The following is a 16648-nucleotide window of genomic DNA, read 5'->3' as shown; positions in this document are numbered from 1 at the left end:
CGACCCTACCGGAAAACACTGGTGACCACCCTGTCAGCTACACCACGCTGCGGGACACGATCCTGTTCAGATCCACATGATGCTTTGGGACGGCTGTATCCAGAGCCGAATTGCAGCGAAATACGATGTTAACGGCGGCAGGATCTCAGAGGTGAAGAATGGCACCCTTCACCCCGGCAGCGAAGCGCAGGCAAGGGAACTCTATTCCGAACTTGCCTGATCCTTAGGCGGCTTTTTGGCGGGCGCTTTGACAATCTTGTTGAGGCGCTCGTCAAACCGGGCCTCGTCGTCGTCTGTTTCCAGTTCGCGGGCGGCTTGTTTGAACTTGTCTACCTGACTAAGCTTCTCCTTTTCCGACTCAACCGGGAGAGGCGGCACCTTCAACTTGCTCGACATAGCTAAACTCCCAAAATTCCATGTGTATTGCGACGAGAGCTCGCAAACCAAGAACCGATATCTAGTTATCGGTACAATATTCTGCGCAGCGTCGATGGCCCCGCGCATTGCTTCTACAATCAACCATATCATGCGATCACATGGCGCGGGAACATCAGAGCTAAAATGGGGCAAATTCACCCGAAAAAGCGCCCCGATGTATGCACATATCTACCAGAGCATTTGGCAAATGATCGACGCCAATTACCTCCAGTTTAACTGCCTGGTGGTCGATATGACGAAAGTCAACCACCGGCAACATAACGATGGTGACAGAGATCTCGGCTTCACGAAGTTTCTTTTCACTATTCTATACAAGTACGCACGGACTCGCGGACACGATAATCGATTTTGCGTCTTCCTTGACGATCGGACCACCAAGCACACCCCAGACAAGCTCAAGGAAACACTTAACGCGCGGTTCCGCAAAGACAGCGGCATCAACTATTCCCCATATAGGGTTGTCGAATTCGCAAATTCCAAAAAGAGCAGGCTAATCCAATTGGCAGACTTACTGTCTGGCTTGGTCGCATACGATACAAACATGCACTACCTTGCCTTGGACGCGGCAGCCCACAAAAGAGACTTTTTACCCGAGGCGCGAGGCTTGTTCCGCGTTCCATCTTTTGCCGTCCCAACACCTCTTCCGAGGGGAGATGGTTTCGACATATGGCATCTTGATTTCGACGCCAAACACAGACGGGCCACGATGGCCTAGGCTCTAAGGAGCCATGGCTTAGGCCACGCCCTTACCCAATAGGGTGAGGTTTCGGCCACCGCGACTATCCCATTATGGGTAAATATGCTCAAAAATTCAACCTTTGTTCCGCTTCCGAAATGAGGCTTTGTAGAAACGGAACCTGAGCTGTTCCGGCCTGTAAAAACCTTCAGACGAAATCAGACCCTTCATAAGTCAGCCGCTTACCGGCAACACCGATCAGCGCATTCATCGCCCGTTCGGTATCGTTCACGCCCCGCGCAATGCGGTTGTTATAGCGGAAATCAAATTCAGCAGCGTAGCGGTGCAGGTGCTTCTCAGCGCAATGCTGATAGACGCCCTTCATGCCGCGTTTGAAGATACTGTAGAAGCCTTCCAGCGTGTTTGTGTAGACATCATCCCGGACGTATTCGCCCTTGTGGTGGTTGACCATCTCGTGGCTGGCAACGTTGAAGCCGCGCTTTTTGTAATAGACAGCGGTATCGGTAATTAGTCGGCTCTCGTGATGCACGTTGTCTGCGATAACCTTGCCAATGCCCTGCTTGCTGATCCGGTCCAGAACCACCGAACGGACGTCGCCGCCACGCTCCACAAGGCTCATGACAGTCATCTTGTGACCAGCGCCGCCCCCCTTCTTTTCAAAGCCCTTCTTGTTGCCGATGAAAGTTTCGTCGGCTTCCACAACCTTGCCGTTGCCGCCAAGCGGGGTATCGAAAACGCCGGTCCGCATTGCCTCACGGATACGGTGAGACAGGAACCATGCGCTCTTGAGCGTGATTTCAAGGACGCGGTGAAGCTGGTTAGAGCTAATGCCCTTCTTGCTGGAACACATCAGGTGGATGGCCTGAAGCCATTTGTGCACCGGAATGTGGCTTTCTTCGAAGATCGTGCCAATGCGAACAGTAAACTGCTTGCGGCATTCGGCGCACTTTTTCAGGCCGTGGCGCTCGACACCTTCCGGGTTCTTCTTGGAAGGCTTGGAGCGCACACCCTCAAGGCAGTAGATGCGGTCATTGTTTCCGCAATGGGGGCAAACCGGGCCGTTCGGCCACAGAATGCTCTCGACGTGTTCGAAGGCTGCGGCCTCGTTGTGAAAATATTCCCTGCTCAGTACGGACATGACATAACCCAATCAGCTAACTTGCTGATTGGGTTATCGCTTACCGCATTGGGTTTGTCAAGTATAATATCGCCAATATATTCCTTGTCTATGAGACATTTTTCCTTCTCCTGTCTGTTCCTGATCATCTCTTTATGCTTCGCTCAAGCCGGCGCGATCACTGCCGCAGCCGCCGACAAACGCTTTCGCAGCATTGCCGGACCGGTCACAGCGCAGGTGGTCAGGATAATCGATGGCGATACGCTTGAGGTCGATGCACATCCCTGGCCGGGTCATGCGGTACGTGTCTCGATCCGGTTGCGCGGCATCGATACGCCGGAGCGGCGATCCCGATGCCCGGAACAGCGCGCGGCGGCAAAACGGGCGCACGCCCAGCTCGAACGGCTGGTCTCCGGCTTTGCGACAATCGAGTTGATCAATGTCTCGGGCGGAAAATATTTCGGCCGGGTTCTGGCCGACGTGAAGGCAGGCAACCGCGACATCGCCGCAGCCATGCTGGCCAGCGGGCTCGCCCGGCCGTACCAAGGTGGCAAGCGTCCCAAGCCCGCCTGCACCGGGTGAACCACCAGACATCAAAAAGGCCACCCCTGAGGGTGGCCTTCGTGAATTCCAGCGCCGGTTGGACGCCTGCCCGATCCCATCAGCGATGGATCAGGACTTGCCAGTGTTACCGGCGCTTCAGAGGCTGCTCCGAAGTCCGGCAATCCGAATCGTACGAACCGGCTTTTGGGAATCACTCGACATCAGATCACCTCCTCTCGTTTGTTAATGACAGGCTCAATGTGGGACAAACATCTCCGCTTGCCAAGCGCTGAAGCGAAAATATTTTCAGATCACCAGGCCGCGATACGCCGGGCCGGAGGGCCGGGGCGGGACAACCCGCCCCGGCGCCTGCTCAGCTCTTCTTGTTCTGCCGGTTGGTGATCAATTCGTCGACGACAGCAGGATCGGCGAGCGTCGAGGTATCGCCCAGGGCACTGAACTCGTCCTCGGCAATCTTGCGCAAGATCCGGCGCATGATTTTGCCCGAGCGGGTTTTGGGCAAACCGGGCGAAAACTGGATCTTGTCGGGAGAGGCAATCGGACCAATTTCATGCCGCACATGCGCAACCAGCGCCTTGCGCAGCGCATCATCGCCCACTTTACCTTCCATCAACGTGATGTAGCAGTAGATGCCCTGGCCCTTGACGTCGTGCGGATAGCCGACGACAGCGGCCTCGGACACGGAATCATGCGATACCAGCGCACTTTCGACTTCCGCCGTTCCCATGCGGTGCCCCGAGACATTGATGACATCGTCGACCCGGCCGGTAATCCAGTAATAGCCGTCCTCGTCGCGGCGGCAGCCGTCGCCGGTGAAGTACTTGCCCTTGTAGGTCGAGAAATAGGTCTGGATGAACCGCTCATGGTCACCATAGACAGTCCGCATCTGGCCCGGCCAGGAATCGGTGATACACAAATTGCCTTCAGCCGTGCCCGCCAGAACGTCACCATCACCATCGACCAGTTGCGGCTCCACCCCGAAGAACGGCCGTGTTGCCGACCCGGGCTTGAGAGCGGTGGCGCCGGGCAGCGGCGTGATCATGATGCCGCCGGTTTCGGTCTGCCACCAGGTGTCGACCACCGGGCATTTCTTCTCGCCGACCACATTGAAATACCATTCCCAGGCTTCCGGATTGATCGGCTCACCCACCGATCCAAGCGTTCTGAGAGATTTGCGCGACGTCTTCTTGACATGCGCGTCACCGGCGCCCATCAGCGCCCGAATTGCTGTCGGCGCCGTGTAGAAAATATTGACCTGGTGCTTGTCGACCACATCCCAGAACCGGCTCGGTGTTGGATAGTTCGGCACGCCCTCGAACATCAGCGTGGTCGCCCCATTGGCCAGCGGGCCGTAGACGATATAGGAATGCCCGGTGACCCAGCCCACATCAGCCGTGCACCAGTAGATGTCGCCGTCATGATAGTCGAAGACATACTCATGCGTCATCGAGGCAAAAACCAGATAACCGCCGGTGGTATGCAGCACGCCCTTGGGCTGGCCGGTTGACCCGGACGTGTAAAGGATGAACAGCGGATCTTCCGCCTTCATTTTGGCAGGTGGGCAATCCGGCTTCGCCGCAGCAACCGCCTGATGATACCAGATATCGCGGTCTTCAAACCACTCGATCTTTCCGGCCGTGCGCTGCACCACCAGCACGTTCTTGACCACGACGTTGTTTCGCCGGGCGAGGTCTATGGCAAGGTCGGTATTGTGCTTGAGCGGAACCTTCTTTCCACCGCGCAGACCTTCATCCGCGGTGATCACAAAGGTTGATTCGCAATCGATGATTCGCCCGGCAAGCGCGTCGGGCGAAAATCCGCCAAAAACGATCGAATGCACCGCGCCGATACGGGTACAGGCCAGCATGGCGTAGGCCGCTTCGGGGATCATCGGCATGTAGATGGTGACGCGGTCACCCTTCTTCACACCCTTCGATTTCATCACATTGGCAAGCCGGCATACCTGATGGTAAAGCTCGCGATAGGTGATCTTCTTGTCATCGTAAGGGTTGTCGCCCTCCCAGATGATGGCGACCTGGTCGCCGCGTTTTTCAAGGTGCCGGTCAATGCAGTTATAGGAGACATTGGTCAGGCCGTCTTCAAACCACTTGATTTCCACCTTGCCTGTAAAGCTGGTGTTTTTGACCTTGGTGAAGGGTTTGAACCAGTCGATCCGCTTGCCGTGCTTGCCCCAGAATTTGTCCGGATCCTTGATGCTCTGCTTGTACCATTTCTGGTAGGTTTCATCATCGATCAACGCCCTGGATTTTGCATCCTTCAGGACTTTGTAGGTTTTTTGCGACATGGGGGGCCTCCTCACTTACGGTGTGCGCGTCTCAACAAATCAATCGCACCCAACATTCATAACGCCCATTATTAGCAGTGCAAAGCATTGTCGCAATTAGACATTGGATCGGTTCGCAAATGCACGCTCAAACAATTGCAATTGACCCCACTTGCGGTTATAAAGACGCCGATTTCCCGGAAATAGTGGTTTCATCCACGGCCCGCGCCCCCGGAGCGGACGTACAGGAGAATTGTATTTATGGCGCAGCAGCTTCTCATGCCCAAGGCCACCGCCGTCTGGCTCGTCGACAACACCGCGTTGAGCTTCGATCAGATCGCACTGTTCTGCAAGCTTCACCCGCTTGAGGTGAAGGCCATCGCCGACGGCGAGGCCTCGCAGGGCATCAAGGGTCTCGACCCGGTCGCCACCGGACAGCTTTCGCGCGAAGATATCGCGGCGGCGGAAGCCAATCCCGAGGTGAAGCTCAAACTCGCCGAACCGAAGGTTCGCGTACCCGAAACCAAACGCAAGGGTCCGCGCTACACGCCGGTGTCCAAGCGTCAGGATCGGCCCAATGCCATTTTGTGGCTGGTTCGCAACCACCCTGAACTCAAGGACGCACAGATCTCCCGTCTGGTCGGCACGACCAAATCAACCATTGAACAGATCCGCAACCGCACGCACTGGAACGCCGCCAATCTGACGCCGATGGATCCGGTGACACTCGGCCTCTGCACCCAGATTGATCTCGACATGGAAGTCGAACGCGCGTCGAAGAACCGTGTCGCCCTGGCCGACCAGGGACAGGGCAGTGTGCTGGTTTCCGCCCGTGAGACCGAAACCGCACAACCGGTTGAAGAGCCAGGCGAAAAGGAAATCGATGCAGATGCGGTGTTCGCAAAGCTGACCTCGATGAAACGCACCGAGCCCGAAGACGAAGACGAGAACCCCTGATCCGGACCTGCTCTCCCAATGCGAAGGGCCCGGAATTTTGAACCGACCCCCGAATGTTGGACACCAACTTCGGGGGTCAGTTCCTTCAAGGCCCGGGCTTTTTGACTGAGTCGTCACAGTGGCTCCGGCCGACCTATTCCTTGACCGGAACCGTGTAATTGAGCGGCATCCGGCCGCCATCGGCATAGATTGTTTGGCCGGTCACATAGCTTGCATCCTCTGACAGCAAGAACGCCGTCACGGCGGCAATCTCCGACGGATCGCCAATGCGCCCCAGCGGCGTGCGCGACAGGATCCGGGTCCGGATTTCCGGATTGTCGGCAACGGATGCCAGCATATCGGTCATGATCGAGCCTGGACCGACGGCATTGACGCGGATTCCGTGCGGCGCCAGCGACAGCGCCATCGCCCTGGTCAACTGGCTCACACCCCCCTTCGACACCGAATAGGCAACCTGATTGGCGATCGCGAACGTGTCGTTGATCGACGACATGTTGACGATTGAGCCCGGCGCTTCGCCAGCGGCGATCTGCTCGACCATGTGACGAGCCACGGCCTGACCGCACAAGAACGCACTCTTGAGATTGACCGCCAGAACCCGGTCGAAATCGGCCTCTTCGAGGTCGAGAAAATCGGCGGCATGCACAATGCCGGCATTGTTGACCAGCGCATTGATCGAGCCGAAGGCATCAATGGTTTTTGCCACCAGATTGTGAACATCAAGCCGTCCGGCCACGTCGGTTGCCGTAAACAGCACCTCGCCATCGCCGGACGCTGATTCCACCGCAGCAGCGCCGGCAGCCTCATCAACATCGGCGATCATCACTCTTGCGCCTTCGGATGCCAGGCGCCGCACCACCGCCAGGCCGATGCCTTTGGCGCCACCGGTCACGATTGCTGTTCGTCCATCCAGTCTCATGATTTGTCCTTTGTCTGAGGGTGTCACGCGCGCATTTTGACGCAAAGCCGCGCCCGGCTTTCAAGGGTGGTGCCGGTTGCAAGTGATCGCCAAACCGGCTTTTCCGCCCGCCGTTTCACGACGCACGCAACCTTGACCCGGGTGAGTGGGGAGGTCAATCGCGCTTCTTGCCGATCCCGCGCTTTGTCAGCAGGTCGGAAATCTCGTCCAGAACGGCCGGATCATCAATGGTCGCAGGCATAGTCCAGTCTTCGCCATCCGCAATTTTCTGCATTGTAGCCCGCAGGATCTTGCCTGACCGGGTCTTGGGAAGCCGTTTGACCACCATCACGGTCTTGAAGGCGGCGACCGGGCCGATCTGGTCACGGACCCGCTGGATCACTTCTTTCTCGACCTCGGCTTCGCTCCGGTCCGGGCCTGAACTGATGACGATGAAGCCAACCGGGATCTGCCCCTTCATGGTGTCGGCGATCCCGATAACCGCACATTCCACCACATCGGGATGGCCCGACACCGCCTCTTCCATGCCGCCGGTCGACAGCCTGTGACCTGCCACATTGATGATGTCATCGGTCCGGGCCATGATGAACAGATACCCGTCATCATCAACATAGCCGGCATCCGCCGTCTTGTAATAGCCCGGAAATTCAGCCAGATACGCCTCGTGAAACCGGCTCTCTGCGTTCCACAACGTCGACAGACACCCCGGCGGCAAGGGCAATTGCAGCACCACATTGCCCAAGCTTCCTGTAGCCACCGGATGACCTTCATCATCGATGACCCGCACATCATAGCCGGGCATCGGCACCGCCGGGGAGCCATATTTGACCGGTAGAAGCCCCAGCCCCATGGGGTTTCCGGCAATTGTCCAGCCGGTTTCGGTTTGCCACCAGTGATCGATAACCGGAACATCCAGGATTCGCTCGGCCCACTGGATGGTGTCCGGATCCGCACGCTCGCCGGCCAGAAACAACGCCCTGAAGCCGGACATGTCATAAGACTTGACCCGGCTTCCCTGCGGATCGTCCTTGCGAATGGCGCGAAACGCGGTCGGAGCCGTAAACAGCACGGCAACCTTGTGCTCTGCGATCACTCTCCAGAACGTCCCCGCATCGGGTGTTCCGACCGGCTTGCCTTCGAACACGATGGTGGTGTTGCCGTGCAGCAATGGCGCGTAGACGATATAGGAATGGCCAACCACCCAGCCGATATCGGAGGCCGCCCAGAATACCTCGCCGGGTTTGACGCCGTAGATCGCGTGCATCGACCAGTAGAGTGCGGCCATGTGACCGCCATTGTCGCGCACCACGCCCTTGGGCTTGCCGGTGGTGCCGGATGTGTACAGGACATAGAGCGGATCGGTCGACAGGACCTGCGCACACTCGGTTTTGCGGCCGGCATTTGCCGCAATCAGTGTCGCGTAATCAAAATCCCGCCCCTCGATCAACTCGCAGCGGTGGTTGTCCCGCTGCAGCACGATGGTGCTATCGGGCTTGTGCCGCGCTTGCTCGATCGCCGCATCAAGCAGCGGCTTGTAGGCAACAATGCGGCCCGGCTCGATGCCACAGGACGCGGTGACGATGAGCTTGGCCTGGCTATCGTCTATGCGGGTGGCGAGTTCGTGCGCCGCAAAACCGCCAAACACCACGGAGTGCACTGCGCCAAGCCGGGCGCAGGCAAGCATGGCGACGATGGCTTCGGGCACCATCGGCATATAGATGATAACCCGGTCTCCCTTGCCGATTCCCCTGTCCGACAGTGCACCGGCAAAGGCCTCGACTTCCGCCAGCATGGCTGAGTAGCTGATGCGCCGCTTCGCTCCGGTGAGCGGGCTGTCATAGATCAGCGCCGCCTGGTCGCCGCGACCGGCTGCCACATGGCGATCAAGACAATTGTAACAGGTGTTGGTGACACCATCCGGATACCACCGGCCATAGGCACCCAGATCGGGATCAAAAGCGGTCTCCGGCTTTATGAACCAGTCAATCGCAGCGGCCTGCTCCATCCAGAAGCCCGGTGAATCCTCCCGCCAGCTCTTGTAGACCTCGGCATAATTGCCCGTCATGGACCTCTCCTCCACATCCAACAGACACCGCGTCGCTTGTGCAGCCGCGCAATTCCTGCATCCTCCGGCTTCACAGCCACCCTAGGCGCATCAGCCCGCTGCGAAAACTAGACATTGGACTAGGTCATCCGGTCAAATCGATTGGCGCGCGCCGAAAATCGCCGATCCGACCCGGACCGTCGTCGCACCAAGCGCTATTGCCGTCTCGAAATCGCCCGACATGCCCATCGACAAAACGTCAATATTGTTGTCACGGCCGATTTTGGCGAGCAGGGCGAAATGCGGCCCCGGATTCTCCTCCGCAGGCGGAATGCACATCAGACCCGCGATTTCCAGGCCCAAGTCTGTGCGGCACAGCTCAATGAAACCGCCGGCCTCCTTCGGTTCGATGCCGGCCTTTTGCGGCTCGGATCCGGTATTGATCTGAACATAGAGCGCCGGGCGTTTGCCCTGCTTTTCCATTTCGCGGGCGATTTCGCGGGCAATCTTTACCCGGTCGACGGTCTGGATCACGTCAAACAGGGCCACCGCGTCCGCCGTTTTGTTCGACTGCAAAGGACCGATGAGATGAAGCTCGATCCCGGCTGTTTCAGCGGTCAGACCAGGCCACTTTGATTGCGCCTCCTGAACGCGATTTTCACCGAACACACGTTGCCCGGCTGCGATCACCGGTCGGATTTCGTCAGCCGTCTTGGTCTTTGACACGGCCACAAGCCGCACCATGCCTGTTTGTCTGCCGGCTTCGGATTCAGCCACTGCTATGGCTGCGCGGATGGTCTCGAGATTTTCCCGTGCACTCACGCTGTGCTCCATTCTCTTGCTTTTTTTGCTATCTGACATGGTGTTAGCGCAGCCCGATCGGCTTGCCAATCCAGCAGCAGGCTGCCATGCACGCAAGTCAGCAACATCAGCAAACTGATCTCGCCGTCCGCCAACTTGGGCTGCAAAGCCGCTCGGTGGTTGACGCTAGGCGGGTTTCATGGTGAAGGTCGCGGCAAAATCGGACAGGTTTTCGGATGATCCCATATGACAATTGAACGTTACAATCCCAAACAGGCGGAAATCCGCTGGCAACGCAAGTGGGAAGAAGCACGTATTTTCGAGACGCTCGACGACAGTTCTGCTCCGAAATACTATGTGCTGGAAATGTTTCCCTATCCGTCAGGCCGGATTCACATGGGGCATGTCCGCAATTACGCCATGGGCGACGTGGTGGCGCGCTACAAGCGGGCCCGCGGCTTCAACGTTCTGCACCCGATGGGGTGGGATGCGTTCGGCATGCCCGCCGAGAACGCGGCCATGCAGAACAAGGTCCATCCGCGCGACTGGACCTACGCCAATATCGACGCGATGCGCAAGCAGCTCAAATCCATGGGCCTGTCGCTGGACTGGAGTCGCGAATTCGCCACCTGCGACGTCGACTATTACAAACAGCAGCAAGCGCTGTTCCTCGATTTTCTCGCCGCCGGCCTGATCTACCGCCGCAATTCAAAGGTCAACTGGGATCCGGTGGATCTGACCGTGCTTGCCAATGAGCAGGTTATTGACGGGCGCGGCTGGCGTTCCGGCGCGCTTGTCGAGCAGCGCGAACTGACACAATGGTTCTTCCGAATTTCCGATTTCGCCGAGGATCTGCTGGTTTCGCTGGATGACCTGGATCATTGGCCGGAAAAGGTCCGGCTGATGCAGAAAAACTGGATCGGCAAGTCCGAGGGCCTGTCGATGCGCTGGGAAATCGCCAATCCCGCCGCTGCGGATGGCGCAACCGATATTGAAGTCTACACGACACGGCCGGACACTCTGTTTGGCGCATCGTTCCTGGCGATTGCCGCCGATCATCCACTGGCCCGGACCCTTGCCAAGAAGGATCCCGCCGTCGCCGAGTTTTGCGATCAGTGCCGCCGCGCCGGAACCTCGCTCGCCGCACTCGACACTGCGGAGAAAATCGGCCTCAAGACCACGATCAACGTGGTCCATCCGCTTGATCGGGAGTGGACCGTTCCGGTCTTCATCGCCAATTTCGTTTTGATGGATTACGGCACCGGAGCCATCTTCGGCTGCCCGTCAGGCGATCAGCGCGACCTCGATTTCGCCCGCAAATACAATTTGCCGGTGACACCCGTCGTCATGCCCGCCGATGCCGATGCGGCAAGCTTCGTGATCACCGACACAGCCTATGTCGGCGATGGCATCATGATCAACTCGCGCAACCTTGATGGCCTGTCGCCGGAAACCGCATTCGATACCGTCGCCGATCTGCTCGAATCCCAAACTCTTGGCGATGCGCCGCAAGCCCGACGCAAAATCCACTACAGGTTGCGTGACTGGGGTCTTTCGCGTCAACGCTATTGGGGTGCGCCGATACCGGTCATTCATTGCGACGATTGCGGTGTTGTCCCGGTCCCCGTCAAGGATTTGCCGGTCCGGCTGCCTGATGACGTGACGCTGGACAAGCCCGGCAATCCGCTCGACCACCATCCCACCTGGCGCCATGTGAATTGCCCGGCATGCGAAAAGCCGGCACGGCGTGAAACCGACACAATGGACACATTCGTCGATTCATCCTGGTATTTCGCCCGGTTTACCGCGCCACGGCACGAGACTCCGACCGATCCGGCAGTCGCCAGTGCCTGGCTGCCGGTGGATCAGTATATCGGCGGCATCGAACACGCGATCCTGCACCTGCTCTATTCGCGGTTCTTCACCCGCGCCATGCAGCAGACCGGTCATATCGACCTGAAGGAGCCCTTCCGCGGTCTTTTCACCCAGGGCATGGTGGTTCACGAAACCTACCGCACCGAAAAGGGCAGCAAGGGCGAATGGATTGCCCCAGCCGAGGTGATGATCGAGGACACCGACGGGCTGCGCCAGGCGCGCCACGCCACAACCGGCGAACCCCTGGTCATTGGCTCGATCGAGAAGATGTCGAAGTCAAAAAAGAACGTTGTCGATCCCGACGACATCATCGACAGCTATGGTGCCGACACGGCCCGTTTTTTCATGCTGTCGGATTCCCCGCCCGACCGCGACGTCATCTGGACCGAGGCCGGCGTCGAGGGAGCGCACCGATTTGTCCAGCGGATCTGGCGCCTGCTTGGCGATGCAGCCGGTCAATTGTCAGGAACCGAAGGCGGGACCGGAGAAGGCGGACGGGCGCTTGCGCTCTCACGCAGCGCCCACAAGACCGTCAAGGCTGTTGGCGAGGATATCGAGAAGCTGGCCTTCAACAAGGCTGTGGCGCGGCTCTATGAACTGGTCAACACGCTTGCAGCGCCGCTGGCGGATGTGACGGCCGGCAAAGCTGACGCCGACCTCAAGGCCGCCTGCAAACAGGCTGCCGATATGCTGGTGTTGCTGATTGCGCCGATGATGCCGCATCTGGCGGAAGAAAGCTGGAAATTGCTCGGCAATGACGGCATGGTGGCAACCACGCCCTGGCCGGCCTATGACCCCGGCCTGATTACCGATGAACAGATCACCCTGCCGGTGCAGATCAACGGCAAGAAACGGGGTGATTTGACAATTGACCGCAATGCCGATCAAGCTGCGATTGAAACCGCCGTCTTGGGACTGGATTTCGTACAGACAGCGACCGGAGGCAATCCGCCGCGAAAACTCATCATCGTACCGCAGAGGATCGTCAATGTTGTCATTTGAAGTTCTCCGACCGGGACAGAAGATGCGGGCTCTGGCCGTCATCCTGGGCCTTGGAATGCTGGCTGGCTGCCAGGCGCAGCCGCTTTACGGCACCTTTGCAGGCCCGGACCAGTCCGTTTCGGTTTCGACAGCCGAACAGCGCGTGGAACAGATCGTACGCAATGAACTGGTTTTGGGATTTGGCGGTGAACACCAAGACAGCGCCTATCACCTCGAGCTTGCCGTCACCGCCGGAATGTCCGGCATCCTGCCGGGCGGCCTCGACAATGAGTTTTCCGCAGCCCGGACCACAGTGACCGCAAGATATGTGCTCAAATCGGTGAGCACCGGTGAAACTGTCGCATCCGGATCGCGCAGCGCCGACGCGCAACTGGACCTTCCTTCCCAGCTGTTTGCCCAGGAACGGGCCAAGCTGGAAGCGGAAGATCGCGCCGCCCGGGCAGTGGCCGCCCTTGTCCGCGCTGATGTGGCAGCAGCGCTCGCGCGGTGATGTCTGGATTGGACTGGCGCAGATCATGGCGCAGCTGAAAACCCACGAATTTTCCGCTTTCATCCGCCGTGAGGGAACGCCCTATCGCATTGTCCTGGTCTATGGCCCGGATCGCGGTCTGGTCTCCGAGCGCGCGGCGCTGATCGCAGCCAAGACAGGTGTTGACCTCACGGACGATTTTGCGGTTCTCAAACTGGAAGCCTCGGATCTGACCGGTGATCCGGGACGGTTGGCGGATGAATTTTCTGCCATCAGTCTGTTTGGCGGCGACCGGTTGGTCTGGGTCAAGAACGCCGGCAATGATCGCGGCCTGATTCAGTCGCTCACGGCGGTCGCAGAGACTGATCCGGGTTCGTCCCATCTGTTGATCGAGGCCGGCGACCTCAAGAAATCCAGCGGTTTGCGCAAACTTGTCGAGACCGCACGGACTGCGCTGGCCGTGCCGTGCTATGCCGATGACGCCCGTGGCATCCAGACGCTGATTGACGACGAGCTAGGCGGCGCCAATCTGGTAGTTGACGCAGACGCCCGCCAGAGGCTGGCTCAACTGCTTGGTGGAGATCGCTTGGCAAGCCGTAACGAGTTGAAAAAGCTTGCTCTTTACTGCCACGGATCGGGAACCGTCACCGATAACGATGTCATTGAAGCCATCGGCGACGTCGCCGCTCTTTCTGTCGATGATGCGGTCGATGCCGTCTTTTCCGGAGATCTCGTGCGTCTGGAGGCGTCTTTGGAACGCATCCTCGCTTCCAAGACGTCCGTGTTTTTAGTGTTGCGCGGCTGTATCTTGCAATTTGAACAGCTCGATGTCATGCGGGCACTGGTTGAAAGCCACGGCCGGCAGCCGGCCCAGGCCATCAGCGAAAAAGGCCGTGGTATCCATTTCAAGCGCAAGCCGGTGGTCGAACGGGCGCTCAGACACTGGCGGCTGGAGGCGATAAACCGGGAAATGCGCCGGTTGTCGGAAGCTGTTTTCGAAACCCGCCGGCGCCCGCATCTGGAAGCATCAATCGCCAGGCAGGCACTGCTGCGAACCTGCCTGCTCAGTCGTTAATCATAGAACATGTTGATGTGACTGTTATTTTTCGCCCAATAGCCGGCAAAGTTCATCCAGCTGTTCCAGCGATTTGTAGTCGATACGCAACTGCCCGCCCTTTCCCTTGTGCGCCAGTTGCACCTTGAGACCCAGCACGTCAGACAGGCTTCGCTCCAACGCGACCGTATCCGCATCCTTGTCGTCCGCACGCCGGACGGATTTGGTTTCATAACCACCCGGGCTGGCGGCCTGATCAGCGTCCTTTTGCGCCAGCCGTTCGGCGTCGCGCACGGACAAGCCGCCGTCGACAATCAATTTCGCCAGCCGAACCGGGTCGGATGTCGAGACGATTGCCCTGGCATGACCGGCTGACAGTGCGCCATCGGCAAGCATGCTGCGCACGTCATCAGGCAGTTTGAGCAGCCGCAACGAATTGGCCACGTGGCTGCGGCTTTTGCCGATCACCTCGCCAAGATCGTTTTGCGTGTAATCGTACTGGGCGATCAGCTGTTCGTAGCCTTGCGCTTCTTCCAGTGCATTGAGATCCGCACGCTGCACGTTTTCAACAATCGCTATCTCCAGCGCGGTGCGGTCGTCGACATCACGGACGATAACCGGAATCTCCACCAGCCCGGCCATTTGCGCGGCACGCCAGCGCCGCTCGCCGGCAATGATCTCATAGCGGTCATCGCCGGCGCTGCGCACCATGATCGGCTGCACGATACCGTGCTGGCGGATTGAACGTGACAGGTCCTCAAGATCCGTCGGGTCGAACATTCGCCGCGGATTGCGCGGGTTGCGGCTGACATGCTCGATGGGCACCTGCCGGTCGGCCGACACCGACGGCCGGGCCTCCGATTCCAATGGCTTGTCAATTTCCCCGATCAGGGCAGCGAGCCCACGGCCCAGGCGCTTTTTTGAAAAATCGTCTGACATCGTCTTATCCACTCTTGCTGCGCAACCTCTCGGGTCAGGCAGCCTTACGGTTGCGTTCGCGTTGAATCACTTCGGACGCCAGTTGCAGATAGGCCTGGCTGCCGGCGCATTTGAGATCGTAAAGGATCGCCGGCTTGCCATAGGACGGGGCTTCGGACACGCGCACATTGCGCGGAATCAGCGTCCGGTAGACCTTGTCGCCCAGATGCGAGCGCACATCTTCAACAACCTGAAGCGCCAGATTGTTGCGCGCGTCATACATGGTCATGACAATGCCCTGGATATCCAGCGTCGGATTGAGCGAATCGCGCACCTGACCGACGGTTTCGAGCAACTGGCTCAAGCCCTCAAGCGCAAAAAATTCACATTGCAACGGAACCAGGATCGAATGCGCCGCCGCCATTGCATTCATCGTCAGAAGGTTGAGCGAGGGCGGGCAGTCGATCAACACGTAATCATAGTGCCGTGCATCGTCCGCTTGCAAAGCCTTTTTCAACCGGAACACCCGGTCGGGGGCGCCGGCGATTTCCATTTCCACGCCGAGCAGATCCATCGTTGACGGAATCAGGCTCAAATGCGGCACGGCGGTCTGCATGACGGTTTCGCTGACCGAGGCATTCTGGGTCAACAGATCATAGGCTGAAACTCCACGATCCTTGCGATCAATGCCAAGCCCGGTGCTGGCATTGCCTTGGGGGTCGATATCGACAATCAAAACCTCCTCGCCGATGGCAGCAAGTGCCGTGGCGAGATTGATGGCGGTGGTTGTCTTGCCAACGCCGCCTTTTTGATTGGCGATTGTGATGATCCGGTTCTTCGAAGGCTGCATCGAAAAGGGTCCGCGGCTTAGTTACGCTTGGAAAGGGATCTGATGTGCAGGATTGCCGATCCATCCTGCATCAGACTTGGATGTTCTATCAGATCAAAACGCCAAAGGTCACGTGCTGATCGAACTTCTGCAGGGTAATCCAGTCCTTTATGCAGCCAAATCTCCAATAAAGGTTTCTTCTGAGCGAAAACCCAGGCGTGATTGAGCAAATCCGTCAGCGGTGCCAGCGCGCGCGCCGATATCGCGTCGATATCGCCGAGCGTAGAGCAGGCGGTTTCAATGCGGATGGGATGGACGCTGGCGCGGGCGGCGGTTTCCACAATCACCTGCCGCAGGAACGCTGCCTTTTTATGGTTGCTCTCCACCAGATGGACCCAGCCCTGGCCTTGTTCGGCCAGGCAAATCGCCGTGACCAGGCCGGGAAAGCCCGCGCCGCTTCCCATATCCATCCAGGTCAGGGGATCCGGGCGGAGCCGGTAGAGCTGCAGACTGTCGAGAATATGGCGCTCCCACAGGTCCGGCACTGTCTTGGGAGAAATGAGATTAAAGGATGCCTGCCATTTGCGTGTCAAATCTGCGTACAGACGCAATTTTTCCCATGTTTCACGTGAAACAAATTCGGATTCAGGGAAGAATCCTTCTGTCTTCGATTCCATTGT

Annotated in this window: 15 protein-coding genes; 6 read left to right on the top strand and 9 right to left on the bottom strand. The window is 58.4% G+C overall.

The genetic code is table 11. The annotated features are described in order from the left end of the window. Positions 1 to 201 precede the first annotated feature (201 nt). Positions 202 to 396 (bottom strand): hypothetical protein, encoded by a 195-nt coding sequence (locus PZ897_RS20260; RefSeq protein ID WP_275754567.1) that lies wholly within the window; start codon positions 394 to 396, stop codon positions 202 to 204. Between the two features lie 22 nt (positions 397 to 418). On the opposite strand from PZ897_RS20260, the gene PZ897_RS20255 reads away from it, so the two are divergent. After that, positions 419 to 1153 carry a DUF3800 domain-containing protein gene (locus PZ897_RS20255; RefSeq protein WP_275754600.1) on the top strand — a complete coding sequence of 245 codons (735 nt, stop codon included), beginning with the start codon at positions 419 to 421 and terminating at the stop codon, positions 1151 to 1153. A gap of 169 nt (positions 1154 to 1322) precedes the next feature. Here PZ897_RS20255 and PZ897_RS20250 read toward each other — a convergent pair whose 3' ends face one another. Continuing rightward, a complete protein-coding gene (locus PZ897_RS20250; RefSeq protein ID WP_275754599.1) occupies positions 1323 to 2273 on the bottom strand; it encodes an IS1595 family transposase in 951 nt (316 codons plus the stop codon). Between the two features lie 90 nt (positions 2274 to 2363). Here PZ897_RS20250 and PZ897_RS20245 point away from each other — a divergent pair, with 90 nt between their 5' ends. Then, positions 2364 to 2834: a thermonuclease family protein gene (locus PZ897_RS20245; RefSeq protein WP_275754566.1), complete on the top strand. Its 471-nt coding sequence runs from the start codon at positions 2364 to 2366 to the stop codon at positions 2832 to 2834. Between the two features lie 334 nt (positions 2835 to 3168). On the opposite strand, the gene acs is transcribed toward PZ897_RS20245, so the two are convergent. Continuing rightward, the gene (acs, locus tag PZ897_RS20240) at positions 3169 to 5121 is read right to left on the bottom strand and encodes an acetate--CoA ligase (protein WP_275754565.1); all 1953 of its coding nucleotides are present in this window, start codon (positions 5119 to 5121) and stop codon (positions 3169 to 3171) included. 240 nt (positions 5122 to 5361) lie between these two features. Between acs and PZ897_RS20235 the strand changes: the two genes are divergently transcribed. Next, on the top strand, positions 5362 to 6057 hold the full coding sequence (locus PZ897_RS20235; protein WP_275754564.1) for a DUF1013 domain-containing protein: 696 nt from the start codon (positions 5362 to 5364) through the stop codon (positions 6055 to 6057). Between the two features lie 133 nt (positions 6058 to 6190). Here PZ897_RS20235 and PZ897_RS20230 read toward each other — a convergent pair whose 3' ends face one another. The 3 genes from PZ897_RS20230 to PZ897_RS20220 all read right to left on the bottom strand — a co-directional run bounded on the left by PZ897_RS20230 (position 6191) and on the right by PZ897_RS20220 (position 9842). Beyond that, positions 6191 to 6976: an SDR family oxidoreductase gene (locus PZ897_RS20230; protein WP_275754563.1), complete on the bottom strand. Its 786-nt coding sequence runs from the start codon at positions 6974 to 6976 to the stop codon at positions 6191 to 6193. Between the two features lie 154 nt (positions 6977 to 7130). Next, positions 7131 to 9041 (bottom strand): propionyl-CoA synthetase, encoded by a 1911-nt coding sequence (locus PZ897_RS20225; RefSeq protein ID WP_275754562.1) that lies wholly within the window; start codon positions 9039 to 9041, stop codon positions 7131 to 7133. Positions 9042 to 9173: 132 nt separating this feature from the next. Next, positions 9174 to 9842: a YggS family pyridoxal phosphate-dependent enzyme gene (locus PZ897_RS20220; RefSeq protein ID WP_275754561.1), complete on the bottom strand. Its 669-nt coding sequence runs from the start codon at positions 9840 to 9842 to the stop codon at positions 9174 to 9176. 225 nt (positions 9843 to 10067) lie between these two features. Between PZ897_RS20220 and leuS the strand changes: the two genes are divergently transcribed. Genes leuS through holA form a run of 3 tightly spaced genes read left to right on the top strand, consistent with a single transcriptional unit; the run spans position 10068 to position 14242 of the window. Next, positions 10068 to 12698: a leucine--tRNA ligase gene (leuS, locus tag PZ897_RS20215; protein ID WP_275754560.1), complete on the top strand. Its 2631-nt coding sequence runs from the start codon at positions 10068 to 10070 to the stop codon at positions 12696 to 12698. Continuing rightward, positions 12685 to 13188 carry a hypothetical protein gene (locus PZ897_RS20210; protein WP_275754559.1) on the top strand — a complete coding sequence of 168 codons (504 nt, stop codon included), beginning with the start codon at positions 12685 to 12687 and terminating at the stop codon, positions 13186 to 13188. Before leuS ends, PZ897_RS20210 begins: the two co-directional genes overlap by 14 nt. Before the next feature lie 25 nt (positions 13189 to 13213). After that, positions 13214 to 14242, top strand: a complete 1029-nt coding sequence (holA, locus tag PZ897_RS20205; protein WP_275754558.1) for a DNA polymerase III subunit delta — start codon at positions 13214 to 13216, stop codon at positions 14240 to 14242. A 24-nt stretch (positions 14243 to 14266) separates the two neighbouring features. Here the strand turns inward: holA and PZ897_RS20200 are convergent, their stop codons facing one another. The 3 genes from PZ897_RS20200 to PZ897_RS20190 are packed head-to-tail and all read right to left on the bottom strand — an operon-like array spanning position 14267 to position 16645. After that, positions 14267 to 15160, bottom strand: coding sequence for a ParB/RepB/Spo0J family partition protein (locus PZ897_RS20200; protein WP_275754557.1), 894 nt, complete (start codon positions 15158 to 15160; stop codon positions 14267 to 14269). A gap of 34 nt (positions 15161 to 15194) precedes the next feature. Continuing rightward, positions 15195 to 15989: a ParA family protein gene (locus PZ897_RS20195; protein ID WP_275754555.1), complete on the bottom strand. Its 795-nt coding sequence runs from the start codon at positions 15987 to 15989 to the stop codon at positions 15195 to 15197. Positions 15990 to 16006: 17 nt separating this feature from the next. Continuing rightward, positions 16007 to 16645, bottom strand: coding sequence for a 16S rRNA (guanine(527)-N(7))-methyltransferase RsmG (locus PZ897_RS20190; protein ID WP_275754554.1), 639 nt, complete (start codon positions 16643 to 16645; stop codon positions 16007 to 16009). Positions 16646 to 16648 lie beyond the last annotated feature (3 nt).

The organism is Hoeflea sp. YIM 152468 (assembly GCF_029210485.1).
Classification (GTDB): Bacteria; Pseudomonadota; Alphaproteobacteria; order Rhizobiales; family Rhizobiaceae; genus Hoeflea.
The sequence above is the reverse complement of the archived record's forward strand: the minus strand, read 5'-3'. Positions and strand labels throughout refer to the sequence as shown.

Coding starts and splice junctions, on each gene's coding strand:
- PZ897_RS20260 (WP_275754567.1), bottom strand. CDS start 396: ATGTCGAGCAAGTTGAAGGTGCCGCCTCTCCCGGTTGAGTCGGAAAAG.
- PZ897_RS20250 (WP_275754599.1), bottom strand. CDS start 2,273: ATGTCCGTACTGAGCAGGGAATATTTTCACAACGAGGCCGCAGCCTTC.
- PZ897_RS20245 (WP_275754566.1), top strand. CDS start 2,364: ATGAGACATTTTTCCTTCTCCTGTCTGTTCCTGATCATCTCTTTATGC.
- acs (WP_275754565.1), bottom strand. CDS start 5,121: ATGTCGCAAAAAACCTACAAAGTCCTGAAGGATGCAAAATCCAGGGCG.
- PZ897_RS20235 (WP_275754564.1), top strand. CDS start 5,362: ATGGCGCAGCAGCTTCTCATGCCCAAGGCCACCGCCGTCTGGCTCGTC.
- PZ897_RS20230 (WP_275754563.1), bottom strand. CDS start 6,976: ATGAGACTGGATGGACGAACAGCAATCGTGACCGGTGGCGCCAAAGGC.
- PZ897_RS20225 (WP_275754562.1), bottom strand. CDS start 9,041: ATGACGGGCAATTATGCCGAGGTCTACAAGAGCTGGCGGGAGGATTCA.
- leuS (WP_275754560.1), top strand. CDS start 10,068: ATGACAATTGAACGTTACAATCCCAAACAGGCGGAAATCCGCTGGCAA.
- PZ897_RS20210 (WP_275754559.1), top strand. CDS start 12,685: ATGTTGTCATTTGAAGTTCTCCGACCGGGACAGAAGATGCGGGCTCTG.
- holA (WP_275754558.1), top strand. CDS start 13,214: ATGGCGCAGCTGAAAACCCACGAATTTTCCGCTTTCATCCGCCGTGAG.
- PZ897_RS20200 (WP_275754557.1), bottom strand. CDS start 15,160: ATGTCAGACGATTTTTCAAAAAAGCGCCTGGGCCGTGGGCTCGCTGCC.
- PZ897_RS20195 (WP_275754555.1), bottom strand. CDS start 15,989: ATGCAGCCTTCGAAGAACCGGATCATCACAATCGCCAATCAAAAAGGC.
- PZ897_RS20190 (WP_275754554.1), bottom strand. CDS start 16,645: ATGGAATCGAAGACAGAAGGATTCTTCCCTGAATCCGAATTTGTTTCA.